Genomic DNA, 19,711 nt, shown 5'->3' on the forward strand with positions numbered 1-19,711 from the left:
GAACCACAAAGCGTTCGACTTGCATGTATTAGGCACGCCGCCAGCGTTCATCCTGAGCCAGGATCAAACTCTCAATTTAAAGTTTGAGTATAACTCAATTTTTGTTGTTTAACAGAAGTTAAACGAATTTACTAGCGAATTGACTTCGCAAATGTTTTTGCATCAAGAACTAGCTTGATGACCCTACACATTTGTTTCATCGAAACGATATTCAGTTTTCAATGACCTACGTCGTTGCCTCACCAGACAACTTATATATCATAACAACCTTTCAAGCGAATGTCAACAACTTCTTTCAAAGAAGTTTGAATATCAATTAGCTATTCAAGTTAAATATGTTTTGCTGTTTCCCTGAAACAACTTAATCTATATTACATATGTTTATGCGATTCGTCAACACTTTCTTCAAACTTTGTTCATATAAAATAAAAATCGCAGTCAGAAACCCATTCTGACTGCGATTTTACTTGCTTTTAAATGTGCAATTCATCAAAGAATACCGTGGCATCCCCAATAATCTGTTGCACCCAATCCGGTGCTGGAATCCGCTCCAAGTTAATTGCCAACACTGGAACACCTGCCTTTGCGTACTGTAATAACCCAGCGAATGGGTAAACCACAAAGCTAGTGCCAACAATGACAATTAAGTCTGCCTGGTTAACCCACGTGGCTGCTTCTTCCACATTAAATGGAATTTCACCATATAACGTAATCCCTGGTCGCAACAATGCACCGTCTGATCGACGCATATTCGTCATGTACTCAGCCAGCGTTGCTTTCTTGCCATCAGTTACCGCATAAATATCATAAAGCGAGCCATGAAATTCAATTGTCGCTTCACTACCTGCCTTCTTATGAAGACCATCAACATTTTGCGTAATAATCTTGGCACGGCCTTGCTTGGTTAGCGCCGCCATTTTGTCATGAATCACATTCGGCTCAGCATCTGGAAAATACATATTGTCCATCATGAACCGATACATCTTTTCAGGTTCATTAGCCAACGCATCAGTACTTAATAAATATTCTGGACGTTCAACTACGCCACTATCATCATAAATGCCACCTTTTGAGCGGTAATCTGGGATACCCGACGCAGTTGAAACACCAGCACCCGTTAGAAAGACAATCCGCTTTGCATGATCAAATAAGTTTTGAATTTCTGGATTAACACTCATTCTATGACACTCCGATCTATATTAATTACTGACGCACAACGAAAGGTTGTCCGATTTGTTCTAGCACTTCACGGACTGGCGTTTGATACAACGCCTTAAAGAACTCAGGTTGGTTCTCATCGGGTGCTGAAATAACAAAACTGTTTTGACCTTCTGACTTGCTCAAACCAACATAGGCTGACTTTTCCGTGTTACGGTCTGTCATCTCTGTGTGCTTAATATCGAATACTTGAGCCAATGGCAAACGCAATTGTCGTTCTGATAGTACTGGCGTCAACGTCGCGAACTCAAGCGCCTTCAATTCAGGCAAGTTCCAAGCAATCATTTGCGCATCAAAGCCCTTAAAGGCTGCGATTACTGCACGGTGAACCGTGAATGGATCCTTGATGTCATCAACCTTCATCGTTGCAAAAATGTGACCCGCAGCTTCCCATGCCTCTGGGAATGCATCTGCAAAGCTATCAGTGTAAATAGCTGTATCAATGTCAGTTGGCACAGCGTTCATGAAGACGCGTGCATCCAACAACGTCAACAAACGTAGCGCTGCTTCTGAACGATCGTTCTTTGCTTCGGGCGTCAACGTTGACATAACCCCATTTGCAAACGCCTTTACGACTGCCGCTGTCACCAAACCGTGCTTGGCTTGTTCCTTATAGGTAATGGCACGCAAGGCTGGTTGGTAAAGATACGTTGACATAACCATCAATTGATCCGTCATATTAATGTCTTCTGACTTCAATTGGAAATAAACTTGTGGGTAACCGCTCAACGTCAACATCATGTTCAACAATTCTTGTGTTGCTGAGAAATCAGGTGCGGTTGCATCAGTTACCTCAACCATCAAACGCGTTCCCAACATATCCGTTGAAACTTGGTCGTGTGTCAACTTCCCCGTTGCTTCACCTGAACCGCGAAGGACCACTGAACCTGGATAAACTTGATTAACTTGGTTTAGGAGCTTAACTGTATCTTCTGAAAATTGCATAATAATCTCTTTCTTATTCTTTATTTACTTTGACGTAATGTCGCCAACGCTTCACGGGCAACCGTTTCGTTAAATCGGCCGAGTTGTTGTAAACGTGCTGTTAGTGCTGGCACTTCTTCGGTCGTGGCACCGACTTGCAAGGCTAATGACTTAGCTTGCAAGGCCATGTGACCATCTTGAATACCGGTTGTGACAAGGGCGCGTAGTGCTGATAGGTTTTGTGCTAACCCTACCGCTGCGACGATGCTTGTTAATTCATTGACCGTTGGATTGTCCATCAAGGCATGATTTAGCTTAACCGCTGGCACAATCCCAATTGATCCACCAACCACACCAAGCATCAATGGCAATGTTGTTTCACCCAACAACATATCGTCTTGCACTGTCCAGCTGGTTAGGCCACGATATTGGCCGTCGTTGGCTGCATAGGCGTGCAATGCTGCATTAACTGCACGTGTGTCATTGCCACTTGCTAATACAGCCGCTTCAATACCATTAAGCAATCCTTTATTTGATGTTACTGCACGGTACGTCGACAACTGTTCAATGTGGCTTGCAGCTGCGATTCTACGGGCAACTTCCGCTCCAGCCATCCCCTGCTTTGTTGCCAATGCCTCTACTGGCACGGCCACACGAGCCTTAACCAAAGCCTCTGTCGCGTAGTTTGACAAAATCGCCATCAACACCTGATAACCAGCAATCGTCAATTCCTTGGCAACAGCCTCAGACATCGTATTAACAACATTCGCCCCCATGGCCGCCTTAGGATCAACCAGCACATTCACAATAGCTGTTTGATCATCTAAAACTTCTACAGTCAGCGCCTTAGCACCGCCACCACGCTTAGCCATCGAAGGGTGCGCATCATTAGCTGCTTGCAACAAGGCTTGGTTGTGGTTTGCCACATATTCTTGCAACGCATCCACGTTTGCCACATCCGTCAAAATAACCTGACCGCGTAGCAAGCGACTTTGAATCGTCGTTTTAACACCTTCACCAGCACGCATCATGCGGGCACCATTACTTGCAGCCGCAATGACGCTTGGTTCCTCAGTACTCATTGGCACCGTTACCAATCGGCCATCAACTGGCAAATCTGGTAGCAAGCCGGTCGGAACCCCAAAGTTATAAAGATAATTTTCAACCTGTTGTTCACCAACTGCATCGTATTGCGCTTCAATTAACGCCACTTGCTCAGCAGTCAATTGCTTATTTTCAATCGTTTTGTCTAGTCGTTCTCGCCAAGACAACTTATAAAAGCCGTGCCAATCCGCCATTATCTAAACGTTCCTTTTCTAATATCTCTTATAGTTTAACAGTTATTTTCCTTGTTTAAAGTAAAAAACGGTTTTGGCGTCGTCACCAAAACCGTTTCCATTATTCTTCAATCGTTTGTACGCGGTACTTCACCACGTTTTGACCATCTACCGTCGCAAACAAGCGTTGGGTTTGTTCTGCATCGAAGAATCCCAAATCAACTGCCGGAATACCATCGATTTCAGCAGTCCCTTGCACAGCTCGACTCATAACATCATGCAAAACCTTCCATGATTGCTCAAGCTCTTCCTTCTTCTTCACGGCAGCCTTCAACGTGTAACCTTCATCCAAGAAATTCTTGATTGTGGCCACGGCGACATATGTTTTGTAGTTATAAACACGCGCATCTTGCTCCCCATCACGACTAAGTGACGAGATGATGCCCTTGCTCTCCCAATAACGAAGTTGACGAGTCGAAACACCTGTCATCGTTGCCAACTCACCAATGCGAAACTGGAACACTTCAGACTTCAAAAAGTTCTTATGAAATTGTTGCTTTGATACAAATGTCATCGTCTCGTCCTCCTCTCATTTTGCCGTTTATTATTGTCAGGTTATTTAACATAAATGTCAAGGCACGTAGGCCAGTTTACTCGCAAAAAAAGACACCCAGTAATTAACTGGATGTCCGATACGTTTTAGTTATTCAATTATGGGTTCGGCGTGTCATCCCCACCATCAGTCGAATCGCCACCGTCCGGGTTAACCTGCTTGATACGAGACGTATCTGACCTAGGCTCATCCTTTTCGGGCGCGTCCGTCGAATAGAGTGACTGCGTCGTCTTATTATCATTTTCTGTCCAAAGACTAGTTGAGCCAACACCCTTTTGGTTTTCGAGGTTTTCAAGCTTTCCCAACCCATTTGCATAGTTGTACTTAGAAGCATCTACCTTAGAGAATCCCTTTGGTGTGTAGAAACGCAGCAAGTCTTTCTGGTTAATGTCGTCAGAAATCGACAACTGCTTATTAACCTTCTTGCGCGCCGCTGCAACTTCCTTTTGAACTTGCTTTGAAGGCTTACTAATAACTAATCCCGTTGAATTGTCATAAATCGTGTCGCCAATCACCGTGTACTTTGGCGTGATAAAGTCCTTATCACGGAAAGCAACGACCTGATCACGCTTTGTACTCAACAAATCCTGTCCAAGTTGGACATCATTCTTAGTATCAACACCCAACAAGTGTAGCAACGTTGGCATGACGTCAATTTCACCACCGTATGTGTGGTTAACCCCACCGCCTGTGTATCCTGGAATATTAATCATGAATGGCACACGTTGCATTTGTGTATTATCAAAATCAGTCCAATTATCAGCGCTCTTACCTAGCACAGACGCCAATGACTTGTTTTCAGAGTTTGAGATACCGTAGTGATCACCGTACAAAACAATAATTGACTTGTCGTATAACCCTGACTTCTTCAAGTAGTCATAGAACTCACCAATTGATTGGTCAAGATAGTGGTTCGTTTCAAAGTAACCATTGACCACGTCAGAATCGGTTGTCGTTGTCACGAAGTTCGGATCCTTATCTTGTTCATCAAGACTGTATGGGAAGTGATTCGTAACGGTAATGTACTTTGCATAGAACGGTTGTTGCATGTGCTCCAAGTATGGAATTGAATCATAGAACAACAACTTATCCTTCAAACCATAACCCATCGCCTTATCACCAGACGTGTCATAGTAACTAGCATCAAAGAAATATTGGTAACCCATGTTCTTATAAACATTACTACGGTTCCAGAAACTAGCATTGTTACCGTGGAATACAGCTGATGAGTAACCCTGCGTTTGACGTAGGATAGCTGGCATGGCTTGGAACGTTTGGTCATTACCTTGCGTTGCAAACAATGATCCTTGTGGCAATCCAAATGTCGAGGTCTCCAACATGTTTTCCGCATCTGATGTCTTTCCTTGACCAACTTGGTTAAAGAAATTATCAAACGCAATCGTTGAGTTCGAATTGTAAATCGCGTTCAAGTTTGGCGTCACTTCCTGCCCATTGATTTTTAGATTCAATGAGAATTGTTGGAATGACTCCAAGTGAATGACAAACACGTTCTTGCCCTTTGCAATACCAGCATACTGTGGATTCGAATCTGCAAAGTGGCCCTTTACGTAACTCAGCACATTATCAATATCAGACTTCTTAGCTGACTTACGCATTTCGGAAACACCGTGTGTCTTAATCGCATCAAATACGGTATAAGCATCAATACCAAGATACTTAACCATCATGCTGCTGTCGAATTGACGCGTAATCAATTGTGGACGATCAGCTTCACCAAGCGTCAACGTCACCATGAAGGCGAAAATCGAAAAGGTTGTCATCGCAAAGCTCATGAACTTCGTCGTGCCTTCTTTTTGAATGCGCATCTTTCTAAAGATGAACAACCCAATAATAATCGGCACATCAATCCAGAAGAAAATATCATGGATATTCGTTAACGCAAATCCTGACGCACCCAATCCTTGGTTAACCTTGTTGTAACCCAACATCGTCGCCACCGACATAAAGTCCGTGAACTCACGATAGTAAATCACGTTCAACTGAATCATCAGCACGTTGACTACATATAAAATCGTCGCAACTGGATAAAATAGTTTTGCTGATCGGAAGTAAAACGCTAACCCAATCAACAATGTTGATACGGTTAACGGATTTAGTAACATCGTCACGTATTGAACCGGCGACGCTCCCGAATACAAGTGGAAATCCATGATATTGGCTAACTGTGTTTTAGCCCAGACCAATGCCACCAGCAGCAATACAAACCCCAAGCGGGTATTTAACCAGCTGAAACGGCCATAATGCCTCATATACTTCACTCTTTTCTTTTTATCGTTAGATTTTAAGTTTCAATCAGCCAAATTTAGACTGCATCTGCCCTATTATAGCGTAATTTTTAAGTTCATACCTTATAGTCTTCTGTTTAACGTAATTTGCGCTAAAATAGTTTGAGTATTGTTGCACGAATTTACCCAGAAGTGATCAGTCCATGTCAAATGAACTCATTGTAAGTAAAGAATACGGTGCTGGTGCACTTAGTCGCGAAGCGCTTGCTATCCGTCAAACCGTTTTCGTCGGCGAGCAAGGTGTACCGCTCGAACTAGAGATTGACGACTTAGATGATTCTACAACCCACTACGTTGGCTTTACCGAAAGTCACGCAGTAACCACAGCACGTGTCTTAGTGAACCAAGATGGTTCTAACTGGCACATTCAACGTGTCGCGACCCTATCTGATGCCCGCGGTCACGGTTACGCTGCGAAAATTATGCAAGAAATTATTGCGGATGCCAAAGAAGCTGGTGTTCACACCCTTGATTTGGGTGCCCAAGTTTCAGCGCTTGGTTTCTACGAAAAGCTCGGTTTCGAGGCTGAAGGCGATATTTTCCTAGATGCTGGCATTGAGCACCGCAACATGGTTCTAAAACTTTCATAAAGCAGACAAAAGCACCGCAACGAAATTAATCGTTACGGTGCTTTTTCGTATCTAATTATTTACCTTCATTGATGTGTTGACGGTATGACAACACAGGAATTGAAAATTCGCTGTATGAGCGACGGGCAATGAATGAATAGATTGGCCAGAAGCGTTCATCAACCAAGAACTTTGCTGATTCAGTTGCTTGATTCCACAACGCCTCAGCAGCTTCATCGTCATCAGCCAATGACAATTCAACAACTTGCGCCATCTTCTTAACGAAGCCAAAGTATGTACTCAAAGCTGGCAAGCGGTATTCGCGCACAAACATCAATGTGTTGCGCACCGTTTCATCATCCTTATTTTCCAATGCCATAATCAACAATTGGAAGTGTAGCAAAGCCACGCTACGGACTTCAGCTGAAGAGAAGTTATCCAACTCCATCAAACCATATCCTTCAAGACTAGCCATACGACGTGCTTGATCAGACATTTGCTTTACGACAAGCTTTGCTGCGTTGTATGGTTCGTGGCGAATGATGTTTGCAAACATCAACATGTCATTTGCCGTATAGAACTCACGTGATGAGAGCAACTTAACGATTGTTGGACGAACCATTTCAATCAAGCGATACTTTTCAACTTCATCAACCACTTGAGAGTTGATCGCACGTACCAAGTTAACCAACAAACGTACGTCACGTGTTTCGTCATACATTGAAAGCGTACGATAAACCGTGTCTTCCGTTGGTGTCATCGTAACAGAGTGTGCGTCCAAACCAAGTTCCTTAATTGCTGGATCCAACAATTCAGGATTATTCATATAGATGTGGAGCATCAATTCATCAAATGACACACCAATCGTCATCAACAAATTCACCAACGTTGTTGAACTGACTTTTCCATTACCTTGCAAGTAGTCGTACAAACGTGAACGTGAAATATCAACCGTCTTCAAAACAACCGGAACTGAAATGTTTCGTTCCTTGATGAAATAAATCATCGCGTCACGAATTGCATCCACCGGAACTCGATTCTTACCCATATAAACCTCTTACTTATCGTTAACTTTTCTCATATATCACCCATAAGTATACTCCTATACATAATGTAAGTGTGATATTATGCAAACTTCTTTGTCCCACAGATGATACATTCGAATTATAACTACACGTCAACATCATACAATTTAATTATTAATAATTACTATTTTATTATATAAATCTTCTAAATAATAGCCGATAACTATAAATCAAAAATAACAATTCCTAAATAGTAGACACATGCATATATACAAAAAGAGACATCACACATGACGTTGTATGATGTCTCTTTATTTTTACTCTTGTGAATCTGAATCGTCTTCAGCACGTGCAAGTAGCTCGGCTACTTCAGCTGGTTGTTCACCAGCTGCTGGTGCATCAGGCAAATCAGTGCCAGCTTGGTCAGCAACCGGTGCAGTTGCTGCACCATCTTGCGTCGCATCTTCTGACTCATCTTCGTGTTCAACCTTAGCAAAGGTTGCTACCACAGCGTCATCATCCAAACGGATTACGCGCACACCTTGGGTTGCACGACCAGTTTCAGAAACTGAATCAACCGTGAATCGAATCATGACACCCTTGTTAGTCGTCAACATGATGTCTTCTGATCCGTCAACAACCGCCAAACCTGCCAAAGGTCCGTTCTTTTCAGTGATTTGGGCTGTCTTGATACCCTTACCACTACGACCCTTGATTGGGTATTCTGAGACTGGTGTTTGCTTTCCGTATCCCTTTTCAGTGATAACCAAAACGTGGCCTTCATCCTTCAAGACTTCAGCACCGATAACAAAGTCGTCGTCACGCAATGTAATACCACGGACACCGGCAGCTGAACGTCCCATTGAACGAACGGCTTCCGCATTGAATGAAACAGCATAACCACCATGCGTACCAATCAACAAGTTCTCAGTACCATCAGTAATCATAACGTTGATCAATTCATCATTGTCATTCAACGTAATCGCCTTCAAACCATGGGCACGAATGTTACCGAAGTCAGATACTGGTGTCTTCTTAACACGTCCAAGGCGCGTTGTGAAGAACAAGTAATCCTTGCTTTCAGCAGCATCCCCACGCACGTTGATAACTGTTTGAACACTCTCGCCAGCTTCGATTCCAAGCAAGTTAACCACTGGAATACCCTTAGCTGAACGACCATACTCAGGGATTTCGTATCCCTTCATCTTGTAGACCTTACCGGCGTTCGTGAAGAACAACAATGTATCGTGCGTTGATGTACCAATCAATTGATCGATAAAGTCATCATCATTAACACCCATTCCTTGGACACCACGACCACCACGGTTTTGGGCACGGAATTCAGTTTGTGCCATGCGCTTGATGTAACCACCACTCGTCAATGACACGATAATGTCTTCTTCTTCAATCAAATCTTCATCTTCAATGCTTGTCACGTCACCGATTTGCAATTCAGTACGACGCTCATCACCGTACTTTTCTTGAATTTCAAGCAACTCAGTGTAAATGATTTCGTCGATTCGCTCAGGCTTAGCCAAGATATCCTTGTAGTCAGCAATTGCTGTCATCAAGCCTTGATACTCTTCTTCAATCTTGCCACGTTCCAAACCTGTCAAACGAACCAAACGCATGTCCAAGATGGCTTGCGCTTGCTTATCTGACAATGAGTAATCAGACATCAAACGATTCTTCGCGATTTCTGACGTCTCTGAACCACGAATAATGCTGATAATAGCATCGATGTGATCCAACGCAATACGCAAACCTTCCAAGATGTGCGCACGTGCTTCAGCCTTACGCAATTCGAATTCCGTACGACGACGAACCACGATTTGTTGGTGCTCAAGATAAGCAACCAACATTGCCTTCAAGCCCAACAACTTTGGACGACCATCTTGAACGGCCAGCATGTTAAAGCTGAAACCAGTTTGCATCAGCGTGTTCTTGTACAAGTTGTTCAAAACAACTGAGGCTGAAACGTCACGACGGATATCGATTGCAATACGGTAACCTGTTTGGTCAGATTCGTCGTTAACAGCAGTGATACCTTCGATACGCTTCTCACGTCCAAGTTCAGCAATTCGCTCAATCAACTTTGCCTTGTTGACCATGTATGGCAACTCAGTCACGATGATGCGTTCCTTACCAGACTTTTCCGTTTCGATTTCAACCTTCGCACGAACCGTTACGACACCCTTACCAGTCTCGTACGCCTTACGAATACCAGACTTTCCCATCACAATCGCACCAGTTGGGAAGTCAGGTCCTGGGACGGCTTCCATCAACTCAGCGGTTGTCACATCAGGGTTATTCATCAACATGTGGATAGCAGAAATCACTTCACCCAAATTGTGAGGTGGAATGTTTGTTGCCATACCAACGGCGATTCCATTTGCACCGTTAACTAGCAAGTTAGGGAAACGAGCTGGCAATACAACCGGCTCACGATCCGTACCATCGTAGTTATCAGCAAAATCAATCGTATCCTTGTTGATATCACGAAGCATTTCTGTCGCAATCTTGCTCAAACGTGCTTCGGTATAACGCATGGCGGCAGCTGGGTCACCATCGACAGAACCGAAGTTTCCGTGACCATCAACTAGCATGTAACGGTAACTAAAATCTTGTGCCATACGAACCATTGATTCGTAAATAGCAGAGTCACCGTGGGGGTGATACTTACCCATAACGTCACCGACGATACGGGCAGACTTCTTGTGTTGCTTATCAGGCGTCACACCCAATTCGTTCATTCCGTACAAGATACGACGGTGAACCGGCTTCAATCCATCACGGACGTCAGGCAAAGCACGAGCCACGATAACTGACATCGCGTAGTCCAAGAATGACGTTCGCATTTGCTCGCCAAGCTTGGCGGGCTTAATGCGGCTGTTATTTTGTTCTTCTTCAGCCATTTTTGTTCCTTTCTAGTTGTTCAACGCTGTGGCTAACACAACATTAAACGTCCAATTCAGCGTATTGTGCGTTCTCTTCAATAAACTCACGTCGTGGCTCAACCTTGTCTCCCATCAACATTGAGAATACTTGGTCAGCATCAACGGCATCATCCATTTCAACACGCAACAAACGACGAACTGATGGGTCCATCGTTGTTTCCCACAATTGCTCCGCGTCCATTTCACCAAGTCCCTTGTATCGTTGGATAACAGGCTTAGGTGACGCAGGCAACGTTGGCAACAATGCTTCCAACTCTTCATCAGAATCCAAGTATTGAACAAACTTACCTTGGCGTACTTGATATAGAGGTGGTTGCGCAATGTAGATGTATCCAGCATCCAACAATGGACGCATGTAACGATAGATCAACGTCAATAGCAACGTACGAATGTGCGCACCGTCGACATCGGCATCGGTCATGATAATCAACTTGTGGTACTTAGCCTTTGTGACATCAAATTCGTTACCAAAACCAGTTCCCATGGCCGTAAATAGTGAACGGATTTCTTCGTTGGCCAAAATCTTGTCCAATGAAGCCTTTTCAACGTTCAAAATCTTTCCACGGATTGGCAAAATAGCTTGCGTCAAACGCTCACGACCTTGCTTTGCTGAACCACCGGCTGAGTCTCCCTCAACGATGAACAATTCAGAAATCTCAGGATCCTTTGACGTGTTGTCAGCCAACTTACCTGGCAAATTAGCAATTTCCAAACCTGACTTCTTACGTGTTGCTTCACGCGCACGCTTGGCAGCCATACGAGCCTTACCAGCCAAGATACCCTTTTCAACAATTTGCTTAGCAACTGCTGGGTTTTCCATCATGAAGCGGTTGAATGTCTCTGAGAACATACGGTCAACGGCCGTACGCGCATCTGAGTTACCCAACTTCGTCTTCGTTTGTCCCTCAAATTGAGGGTTAGGGTGCTTAACTGACACAATCGCCGTCAAACCTTCACGAACATCATCCCCAGAAAGGGCATCATCGTTTTCCTTCAATTGACCATTCTTACGTGCGTAATCATTAATCACACGCGTCAAAGCAGCCTTAAATCCAGTTTCGTGAGTTCCACCTTCGTACGTGTGGATGTTGTTCGTAAATGACAACATGTTGCTGTGGTAATCGTCCGTGTATTGAAGTGATACTTCAACTTCAATACCATTTTCCATTCCCTCAACATAAATTGGATCATCAAAAATAACGTCCTTGTTCACGTTCAAGAAACGAACGTATTCCTTAATACCACCTTCGTAGTGGAATGACTCTGTTTCAGGTTCATCCGCACGATTGTCAGTGATTGAAATACGTAGTCCCTTGTTCAAAAAGGCCAATTCGCGGACACGATTCATCAAAATCTTGTAATCGTATGTCGTCGTCTCACGGAAGATATCTGGATCTGGCAAGAAGTGCACAATTGTTCCACGTGAAACAGGTGCGTTATCAACTGGTGCACTGTGCATCGTTGTCTTAACGTGGCCACGTTCGAAGTCCATTGCGTAACCTTGACCATCACGGACAACCATAACGTCCAATTCAGTAGACAAAGCGTTAACAACAGACGCACCAACACCGTGCAATCCGCCAGAAACCTTGTATCCGCCACCGCCGAACTTTCCACCGGCGTGCAAGACAGTGAAGACAGTTTCCAAAGCAGGCTTACCTGTCTTCTCTTGGATATCAACGGGGATTCCACGACCGTTGTCAGTAACCGTAATTGAGTTGTCCTTTTCAATTGCCACCGTAATGTGATCAGCAAAACCTGCTAGCGCTTCATCAATTCCGTTGTCGACAATTTCCCACACCAAGTGGTGCAATCCTTGACTCGTCGTCGTTCCAATATACATACCTGGACGCTTACGAACGGCTTCCAATCCTTCCAAAACCTGGATTTGACTGGCATCGTAATCATCTGCGTCAGTATGCATTTGTGTTACATCTTCTTCAGCCATGAGTTCCTCCTTAAATACCACTAGTCTGCACTAGCTTCTTCCCCTAAACCATTTGTTTCAACCAGTTGCCCGGCTCGCACATTAAAGACCTTTGGTTCATTAATTAGTTGACGGGCCACATCGCTTAGTGACGGCGTCGTAATAAAGGTTTGCACCTTATTTTGTATCGCCGTCAACAAATGTGTTTGGCGATTTGTGTCTAATTCTGATAGCACATCATCAAGCAACAAAATCGGATATTCACCGGTTTCTTGCTTCATCAAATCAATTTCAGCCAACTTAACTGCCAACGCGGTTGTGCGTTGCTGTCCTTGTGAACCAAACGTCGCCACGTCATGACCGTTTACGTCGAAACGTAAATCATCACGGTGTGGCCCTAACATTGTGGTTCCCATCATGATTTCGCGTGATTGTAACCGCTCAAAACGCTTCATCATAGCTGACTTAACCGTTTGTTCGTCAACCAACTCTTCTTCAGATAGTTGTGACACATAAGCAATCGAAAGTGTTTCGCCACCCTGTGTAATATCTGCGTGAATTGGCGCAGCAGCTTTACCAAGCTCTTTAATGAGCGCTTGGCGACGCATGATTAGTTCGCTAGCAAAATTAGTTAATTGCTCTGTTAAAACTTCCAGATACAAGACATCTTTGGCTTGCTTGGATTGCAATTGCTTCAAATACTGATTACGTTGTTTCAACACAACTTTGTATTGATTGGCAATATATAGGTACTTTGGACTCATTTGACTGAATTCTCGATCAATAAAATTGCGTCGCACAGTGGGTGCACCTTTTACCAACGCCAAATCTTCTGGCGCGAATAAAATAACATTTAATTGACCAATATAAGTACCTAGCTTGGCTTGATCCAAGTGATTCATGCGCGCTTTCTTACCTTTACTAGTGAAAGCTAATGAAAGCGGCACTTTTCCGTACTGACGTTGTACAACTCCGGAAACCATTGCTTCTTTGCCTTCCCAACCAATCAACTCTTTATCAGAAGTTGTTCGGTGCGAACGTGCCAAAGCTAAAACATAAATTGCTTCTAGTAAGTTTGTCTTACCTTGCGCATTTGGTCCCAGGAATACATTTACACCAGGCGAAAATGTCACCTCTAAATCTTGATAATTCCGGAAATTATTCAGTTTTAGCTCAAGCAGTTCCATTAGTCTGCTTCAGCACCCATCCCGTTAATCACAAAGCGCTCACCAGATGGCACCGCCACGGTATCGCCAGGGTACAACTTGCGACCGCGACGATCATCAGGCTCTTGATTAACAAGCACCGTGTTCTCACGTAGGTACCACTTAGCTTGTCCACCCGTTGAGATAATGCTTTCTTCCTTCAATAGTTGCCCTAGTGTAATAAAGGGCGTTTGAATATGCACTTCAGTAGCCAATTGCATTGTCCTTTCTGCTGAAAAAATTCAGCTGAGAAATGTCTCCATAAGTAAATCTATTATACGCTATTTTCTAGCATTATTCAATGTAATTCCGGCTTCAGAGGGCGTCTGAGCGGTTGAAGATAAAATCAAACAAAAAAGCCGAAAATCGCTGTTTTTTCGTTAAACGGCGATTTTCGGCTTTTTAAATCATTTTAGTAAGTACGCACTGGCGTAATTAGTTGAATGAAGTTTGTTTCATTGTTAGTTGGAACCAAAGTAAATGGATCCAAGGCTGTCTTAAAGCCAATTTGAATTTGTTCATCCCCAAATGACTTCAATGCTTCGCGCATGTAGTCAGGGTTGAATGAAATCGTCAATTCATCACCGGCAGTTTCGGCAGCGAAGATTTGCTCTTCAACGCGACCAACTTCAGGTGAGTTAGAAGAAATCAATGACTTCTCATCACTAACCGTAAATTGGATAACGTTTGAGCGACCTTCGTGACTCAACAAAGCGGCACGTTCGATTGTTTGCAACAAGTCACGTGCGTTGATCGTCAAAGTCGTACGCTTCTCAGTTGGAATCAAACGTGACGCATCTGGGTAGTTACCTTCCAACAAACGTGAGTAGAACGTTGTGTTTGCTCCCAATTGGAAAATAACTTGGTTTTCAGCCACGCGGACATCAACCGTTTCTACTTCATCAAGCATTGCTTGCAATTGGTTCAATGAAGGACCTGGCACAATGATATCAGCATCAACATCTGATTCGTTCAAAGCGACAGTACGTTGTGCCAAACGGTGACGATCAGTTGCAACAGCCGTCAAATTTCCGCCTGCCAAAATAAAGTGCACACCAGTCAAGATTGGTTGGCTTAGTTGCTTTGATACAGCGATAACTGTTTGACCAATAACTTCGTTCAACGTTTCTGATGGCAAAGTCAAATTGTTGCGAACTTCAATTTCTGGCAAGTGTGGGTAGTTATTCGCATCTTGACCATTAATATCAAACTCTGAATTCTCTGACGTAATCTTTGCTTGGAATCCAGTTATGTTTGACAACGTAAATGTCTCACCTGGCAAACGCTTAACGATATTTGAGAAGAAGGCAGCTGGCAAAACCAATGCACCTGGTTCTTGGATTGTTAGTGATGCTTGATCATCTGTAACTGGAATCAAAGTTTCAATTGAGATATCCGTATCTGATCCAGTCAACGTCAAACCGTTGTTATCAAGAACCAACTTAACACCCGTTAGGATTGGCATTGATGTACGAGATGAAATAGCACGGCTAACGTTATTCATAGCCTTGATGAAAACAGCTCGATTAATTGTAAATTGCATGATAATCTCCTCAAGCTTTTTTGCTCGGCATGCTGCGCATGCGTCGCCTTAATGACTGATTTATTTATAAACAAAAAGATAATAATAATAATAAGGGGTGTGCATACTGTGGAAAAGGTCAAACTAGACCATTACACCAAGGATTGGTCTATGTATACAAACCTGTGGAAAACTTTTCAACACTTCGTGAATTATTCACAATGGGTATTGATGTTGATTGCTCAATTCTTCACGAATTTGTTGAACTTGGCCAGCCAACACGGCATCATTTTCAATTGCATTCTCAATTTTTTCAGTTGAGTGCATAACTGTCGTGTGATCTTTACCACCAAAAGCACGGCCAATTTGTGGCAATGAGTCTTGGGTCAATTCACGTGCAATGTACATCGCGATTTGACGCGGCACCACAATTTCCTTATTACGCTTCTTACCATTCAAGTCTTGAACCGTGACATTAAAGAACTTAGCCACCGTTTCTTGAATGATTGGAATCGTAATCGCGCGTTGACGCTTGAAGTTCATGGTCTCCAAAATATCACGCGCCGTTTCAACCGTGACGGGTGCTGTTGCGAAGCGCAACTTACCAGCAACTTGATTGAAAACACCTTCCAAATCACGGACATTCGTATCAACGGCCGCTGCGATTTCATCAATCACATCATTTGGAATGTTGAGGTTTTCTTGTTCAGCCTTATTACGAAGGATTGCAACACGGGTTGGTAAATCAGGCTTCGTAATGTTTGCTGAATAACCTTGAGCAAAGCGTGTAACCAAACGCATCTCAAGACCAGGAATTTCCTTAGGCAACTTATCAGATGTTAGAACAATTTGGTGATTCTCACGCGTAATCGCATTAAACGTGTGGAAGAACTCTTCCTGAATCTTGTCCTTATCAGCTAAGAATTGAATATCGTCTACTAATAGAAGATCAGCTGAACGGTATTCTTGTTTGAATGCTTCAGTTGCATTCGCACCACGACGCAACGCATCCGTGAAGTCATTGATAAAGTCCTCAGTTGTGATGAACTTTACCTTGGCACTTGGATTGCGCTCCAAAACTTTATTACCAATGGCTTGCATCAAGTGGGTCTTCCCCAAACCTACTCCTCCATATATAAGAAGTGGATTCCATTGTGTACCAGGATTGTCGGCCACGGCTTGCGCAACAGCGTAGGCTTCACCGTTCTCGTCTGAAGACACAAACGTTTCGAATCGGAATTCAGGATTCAAAATAGATTGTGTAACGAAGTCAGATGCTGAAATCTCAACATTTGATTGCGGTGCAGCAGCTGGCGCAGTTGGTGTTTCCTCAAATAATGAGGTTGGTTGTGGCTTTAGGAACGTAACAGATGGAATGACAAATGTTGGTGTGCCATTCAATTTGTTAGTCGCAATCATTGCTGCTTGAATGAATGCTTGATTATAAGAACTGTTGGTATCTTGCCATTCTTCAGCAACCTGCTCGTGATTCGTTGCAAGTTGTAAAGTCAGCGTGTTGTTCTCGTTTTCCACTACTGCAACTGGCGTTAAGGTTTCAACGTAGTTAGCATAGGAAAAAGTTTGTGCGATTGTAGCACGCAGTTCTTCTTTAATGGCGTTCCAAAGTTGGACAGGATCCATTTGGACGACCTCCTTAAATAACAAATAACGGTATCGGAATCTTTGGGTGGAAAGTTTTCCACAATACGTTCGTCAAAATTAATGAAATAATTAAGACGCAATTCGACAAATTCCATTTTAGCAGGTTGTGGATAAGTTTTCCACAAGTAATATTGCCTATGTATCAAGGGTTACCGCAATTTTCAATAACATTTTGTGATATTCACACCCTGTGGAAATCTAAATTTAGGTTATCAACTTGGTGTGAATTTGAAAAACGGCGATTCTGTGGAAATCTGTGGATAAACTAGCTTATTTTGAGTTATTTACAAGGATTTGTGCAAAAGCCAGTGCATACGAGGCAAGGTTTTCAGGAGTTTTCCACATATTCACAAGGGGGTAATGGATAAATTATACAACCATGTGGAGATTGTGGAAAAAATGTGGATATTGGGGAAAAATAAACTAACAGCCTGTTACATTCGTGATTTTTATCAACATAACGCTCCGTTAGGTTCTGGAAAACTCGTACACGCTTTAAATTTAAAATTTTTAAAGAATTTGTTAAGCGCTTTAGAATTTGACGGCGGATCTGTGAATTTTAGATAAACTATTTGTAAGCTGCTTTTCTTAATAGTTATTAAAAATAAATAAAGTGATTTAGAAAGCTTGCTAAGTAGATAGTTACGTGATAGACTGAAATACGAATTGTGGTTTGGCCTTGCCAACCGCAGGCCAAATCTAACTACGAATGGGAGGTGTATTCACATGAAGCGTACATACCAACCTAAGAAGCGTCACCGCGAGCGTGTACACGGCTTCCGTAAGCGCATGAGCACTAGCAACGGACGTAAGGTGCTAGCACGTCGCCGCCAAAAGGGCCGCAAGGTATTGTCAGCCTAATTAGGTCAGGCCTTCTATTAGGATTACTGATAACGATCGCGCGTGGTTCGGCCATTTTGGCTGAATCACGCGTTTTCTATTGTCTTCAAAAAAGTCTGGAGCAAACATATGCGTAAGAGTTACCGTGTTAAAAAGGAAGCTGATTTCCAATTAGTCTTCGATCAACATCACTCGGTCGCAAACAAAATGTTTATTGTTTACACGATGGAGCGTGAACAACCAACCCACTTCCGCTTGGGAATTTCTATTTCTAAGAAGGTTGGGTTGCGTGGTCATGAGCGTGTATGGGTTAAGCGTCGTATTCGTCAAAGCGTTTTGGAATTTAAGCCAAACTTGCGCCAAGATGTCGATATCCTAGTGATTGCCCGTCCATCAGCTCATGACCAAGACATGGCGATCATCAAGAAGAATTTGGAACACGTCTTCAAGTTGGCAAATTTGTTTGTCGATCAGGACGAAAAATAAAAAACCACATATTATATGGAGAAAATCGATGCAGTCTGCTAAGAAAGTATTTTCAACGCGTTCTACAGTTACCGCAGCTATCGCTTTAATCATCATGATTATTGCCGGTGTGATGTTTAAGGGTTCGGTTTCAGGAACTGGTTTCTGGCATGGTGTTATCATCGCCAACTTCTCACGCTCAATTTTGGGTGTGTCAGCTTGGTTCGGTAATAACTATGGTTTGGGAATTATCGCCTTTACGATTTTGATTCGTCTTTTGATTTTGCCTTTGATGGTTTATCAAACACAATCAATGCGTAAGATGCAAGAAGTTGCCCCTGCCTTGAAGGCTATCCAAGCCAAGTATCCAAACCGTGATACTGAGTCAATGGCTGCAATGCAAGCTGAGCAAAGCGCCCTATATAAGGAAGCTGGTGTAAATCCATTTGCTAGCTTCTTGCCTTTGATTGTTCAAATGCCAATTTTGATTGCTTTGTATACGGCTATTCGTACGACGAAGCAATTGGAAACGGGAACTTTCTTGTGGGCCCAACTTGGTCAACACGACCACTTGTTCATTTTGCCAATTTTGGCTGCCCTATTCACGTTTGCTTCATCATACCTTGTGATGATGGGACAACCTGAAAAGAACAGCATGACAACGTCAATGACGTACATTATGCCAATCATGATCTTCATTTTTGCCATTAATGTGCCATCAGCCTTGTCATTGTACTGGGTGGTTTCAAATGCCTTCCAAGTTGCACAAACATGGACGATTCAAAACCCATTTGAAATTCGTCGTGAGCGTGAAGCTAAGAAGCGTGCCGAAAAGGATCGCGAACGTGCAATCCGTAAGGCAAAGCGCAGTCACAAGCGTTAATCATTAAAGACACCGCAATTATGTGGTGTACCCCGAAAGTTACTTTAACTTTCGGGGTTTTCTTTATGCTTGAATTTACAATTCAAGTGCAACACTAAGCTAAATAAAAACTGACTCATAATGAACCAGCGTAAAATGTAGTTTGTCTAGAACATACAGAACGCGAGGAAACATTATGAGTCATTATCATCAGCTTACCGCATTTGATCGCGGACGTATAGAAGTTTTACTCAGAGAAGGGTTGTCAATGCGTAGCATTGCAAAAGAAATTGGTAGAAGCGCTTCGACAATCTCTCGTGAGATTGCCCGCTGTGTTGG

General features: G+C 43.1%; 18 protein-coding genes and 1 rRNA gene. 6 read left to right on the forward strand and 13 right to left on the reverse strand.

Features of this window, described 5'->3' with window-relative positions; genetic code table 11:
- The 6 genes from C6P11_RS11120 to C6P11_RS10550 form a co-directional block, all read right to left on the reverse strand.
- Positions 1-79 (reverse strand): 16S ribosomal RNA (locus C6P11_RS11120); the annotation flags it as partial.
- A gap of 394 nt (positions 80-473) precedes the next feature.
- Positions 474-1,178 (reverse strand): NAD-dependent protein deacylase, encoded by a 705-nt coding sequence (locus C6P11_RS10530; RefSeq protein ID WP_135520938.1) that lies wholly within the window; start codon positions 1,176-1,178, stop codon positions 474-476.
- A 25-nt stretch (positions 1,179-1,203) separates the two neighbouring features.
- Complete coding sequence (locus C6P11_RS10535) at positions 1,204-2,163, reverse strand: IpaB/EvcA family protein (RefSeq protein WP_135520940.1); 960 nt, start codon at positions 2,161-2,163, stop codon at positions 1,204-1,206.
- A 20-nt stretch (positions 2,164-2,183) separates the two neighbouring features.
- Entirely contained in the window at positions 2,184-3,440 is a 1,257-nt protein-coding gene (locus C6P11_RS10540; RefSeq protein WP_135520942.1) for a hydroxymethylglutaryl-CoA reductase, degradative, read from the reverse strand.
- A gap of 100 nt (positions 3,441-3,540) precedes the next feature.
- Positions 3,541-3,993 carry a MerR family transcriptional regulator gene (locus C6P11_RS10545; protein WP_135520944.1) on the reverse strand — a complete coding sequence of 151 codons (453 nt, stop codon included), beginning with the start codon at positions 3,991-3,993 and terminating at the stop codon, positions 3,541-3,543.
- 137 nt (positions 3,994-4,130) lie between these two features.
- A complete protein-coding gene (locus C6P11_RS10550) occupies positions 4,131-6,302 on the reverse strand; it encodes an LTA synthase family protein (RefSeq protein ID WP_135520946.1) in 2,172 nt (723 codons plus the stop codon).
- Positions 6,303-6,481: 179 nt separating this feature from the next.
- Between C6P11_RS10550 and C6P11_RS10555 the strand changes: the two genes are divergently transcribed.
- Positions 6,482-6,928 (forward strand): GNAT family N-acetyltransferase, encoded by a 447-nt coding sequence (locus C6P11_RS10555; protein ID WP_135520948.1) that lies wholly within the window; start codon positions 6,482-6,484, stop codon positions 6,926-6,928.
- Between the two features lie 55 nt (positions 6,929-6,983).
- Here C6P11_RS10555 and C6P11_RS10560 read toward each other — a convergent pair whose 3' ends face one another.
- The 7 genes from C6P11_RS10560 to dnaA all read right to left on the reverse strand — a co-directional run bounded on the left by C6P11_RS10560 (position 6,984) and on the right by dnaA (position 17,184).
- Entirely contained in the window at positions 6,984-7,955 is a 972-nt protein-coding gene (locus tag C6P11_RS10560; protein WP_135520950.1) for an XRE family transcriptional regulator, read from the reverse strand.
- Between the two features lie 294 nt (positions 7,956-8,249).
- Positions 8,250-10,847: a DNA gyrase subunit A gene (gyrA, locus tag C6P11_RS10565; protein WP_135520952.1), complete on the reverse strand. Its 2,598-nt coding sequence runs from the start codon at positions 10,845-10,847 to the stop codon at positions 8,250-8,252.
- Between the two features lie 43 nt (positions 10,848-10,890).
- A complete protein-coding gene (gyrB, locus tag C6P11_RS10570; protein WP_003609898.1) occupies positions 10,891-12,837 on the reverse strand; it encodes a DNA topoisomerase (ATP-hydrolyzing) subunit B in 1,947 nt (648 codons plus the stop codon).
- A gap of 20 nt (positions 12,838-12,857) precedes the next feature.
- Positions 12,858-14,003: a DNA replication/repair protein RecF gene (gene recF / locus C6P11_RS10575; RefSeq protein ID WP_135520954.1), complete on the reverse strand. Its 1,146-nt coding sequence runs from the start codon at positions 14,001-14,003 to the stop codon at positions 12,858-12,860.
- Positions 14,003-14,236 carry a S4 domain-containing protein YaaA gene (yaaA, locus tag C6P11_RS10580; protein ID WP_135520964.1) on the reverse strand — a complete coding sequence of 78 codons (234 nt, stop codon included), beginning with the start codon at positions 14,234-14,236 and terminating at the stop codon, positions 14,003-14,005. Before yaaA ends, recF begins: the two co-directional genes overlap by 1 nt.
- A gap of 197 nt (positions 14,237-14,433) precedes the next feature.
- Positions 14,434-15,564: a DNA polymerase III subunit beta gene (gene dnaN, locus C6P11_RS10585; RefSeq protein WP_135520956.1), complete on the reverse strand. Its 1,131-nt coding sequence runs from the start codon at positions 15,562-15,564 to the stop codon at positions 14,434-14,436.
- 195 nt (positions 15,565-15,759) lie between these two features.
- Complete coding sequence (gene dnaA, locus C6P11_RS10590) at positions 15,760-17,184, reverse strand: chromosomal replication initiator protein DnaA (protein WP_135520958.1); 1,425 nt, start codon at positions 17,182-17,184, stop codon at positions 15,760-15,762.
- Between the two features lie 381 nt (positions 17,185-17,565).
- Between dnaA and C6P11_RS10595 the strand changes: the two genes are divergently transcribed.
- The 5 genes from C6P11_RS10595 to C6P11_RS10615 form a co-directional block, all read left to right on the forward strand.
- On the forward strand, positions 17,566-17,772 hold the full coding sequence (locus C6P11_RS10595; protein WP_135520960.1) for a hypothetical protein: 207 nt from the start codon (positions 17,566-17,568) through the stop codon (positions 17,770-17,772).
- 159 nt (positions 17,773-17,931) lie between these two features.
- Positions 17,932-18,066 carry a 50S ribosomal protein L34 gene (gene rpmH / locus C6P11_RS10600; protein WP_002828338.1) on the forward strand — a complete coding sequence of 45 codons (135 nt, stop codon included), beginning with the start codon at positions 17,932-17,934 and terminating at the stop codon, positions 18,064-18,066.
- Between the two features lie 108 nt (positions 18,067-18,174).
- Entirely contained in the window at positions 18,175-18,531 is a 357-nt protein-coding gene (rnpA, locus tag C6P11_RS10605; RefSeq protein WP_003609876.1) for a ribonuclease P protein component, read from the forward strand.
- A 28-nt stretch (positions 18,532-18,559) separates the two neighbouring features.
- Positions 18,560-19,393 carry a YidC/Oxa1 family membrane protein insertase gene (locus C6P11_RS10610; protein WP_135520962.1) on the forward strand — a complete coding sequence of 278 codons (834 nt, stop codon included), beginning with the start codon at positions 18,560-18,562 and terminating at the stop codon, positions 19,391-19,393.
- A gap of 175 nt (positions 19,394-19,568) precedes the next feature.
- The coding region (locus tag C6P11_RS10615) for a helix-turn-helix domain-containing protein (RefSeq protein ID WP_135518151.1) at positions 19,569-19,711 on the forward strand (143 nt) is incomplete at its 3' end.

The organism is Weissella confusa, assembly GCF_004766315.1.
Classification (GTDB): domain Bacteria; phylum Bacillota; class Bacilli; order Lactobacillales; family Lactobacillaceae; genus Weissella; species Weissella confusa_A.

What these genes read in the sequence shown, in the direction of transcription:
- C6P11_RS10530 (WP_135520938.1), bottom strand. Translation starts at nt 1,178, where the DNA reads ATGAGTGTTAATCCAGAAATTCAAAACTTATTTGATCATGCAAAGCGG.
- C6P11_RS10535 (WP_135520940.1), bottom strand. Translation starts at nt 2,163, where the DNA reads ATGCAATTTTCAGAAGATACAGTTAAGCTCCTAAACCAAGTTAATCAA.
- C6P11_RS10540 (WP_135520942.1), bottom strand. Translation starts at nt 3,440, where the DNA reads ATGGCGGATTGGCACGGCTTTTATAAGTTGTCTTGGCGAGAACGACTA.
- C6P11_RS10545 (WP_135520944.1), bottom strand. Translation starts at nt 3,993, where the DNA reads ATGACATTTGTATCAAAGCAACAATTTCATAAGAACTTTTTGAAGTCT.
- C6P11_RS10550 (WP_135520946.1), bottom strand. Translation starts at nt 6,302, where the DNA reads ATGAGGCATTATGGCCGTTTCAGCTGGTTAAATACCCGCTTGGGGTTT.
- C6P11_RS10555 (WP_135520948.1), top strand. Translation starts at nt 6,482, where the DNA reads ATGTCAAATGAACTCATTGTAAGTAAAGAATACGGTGCTGGTGCACTT.
- C6P11_RS10560 (WP_135520950.1), bottom strand. Translation starts at nt 7,955, where the DNA reads ATGGGTAAGAATCGAGTTCCGGTGGATGCAATTCGTGACGCGATGATT.
- gyrA (WP_135520952.1), bottom strand. Translation starts at nt 10,847, where the DNA reads ATGGCTGAAGAAGAACAAAATAACAGCCGCATTAAGCCCGCCAAGCTT.
- gyrB (WP_003609898.1), bottom strand. Translation starts at nt 12,837, where the DNA reads ATGGCTGAAGAAGATGTAACACAAATGCATACTGACGCAGATGATTAC.
- recF (WP_135520954.1), bottom strand. Translation starts at nt 14,003, where the DNA reads ATGGAACTGCTTGAGCTAAAACTGAATAATTTCCGGAATTATCAAGAT.
- dnaN (WP_135520956.1), bottom strand. Translation starts at nt 15,564, where the DNA reads ATGCAATTTACAATTAATCGAGCTGTTTTCATCAAGGCTATGAATAAC.
- dnaA (WP_135520958.1), bottom strand. Translation starts at nt 17,184, where the DNA reads ATGGATCCTGTCCAACTTTGGAACGCCATTAAAGAAGAACTGCGTGCT.
- C6P11_RS10595 (WP_135520960.1), top strand. Translation starts at nt 17,566, where the DNA reads ATGGATAAATTATACAACCATGTGGAGATTGTGGAAAAAATGTGGATA.
- rpmH (WP_002828338.1), top strand. Translation starts at nt 17,932, where the DNA reads ATGAAGCGTACATACCAACCTAAGAAGCGTCACCGCGAGCGTGTACAC.
- rnpA (WP_003609876.1), top strand. Translation starts at nt 18,175, where the DNA reads ATGCGTAAGAGTTACCGTGTTAAAAAGGAAGCTGATTTCCAATTAGTC.
- C6P11_RS10610 (WP_135520962.1), top strand. Translation starts at nt 18,560, where the DNA reads ATGCAGTCTGCTAAGAAAGTATTTTCAACGCGTTCTACAGTTACCGCA.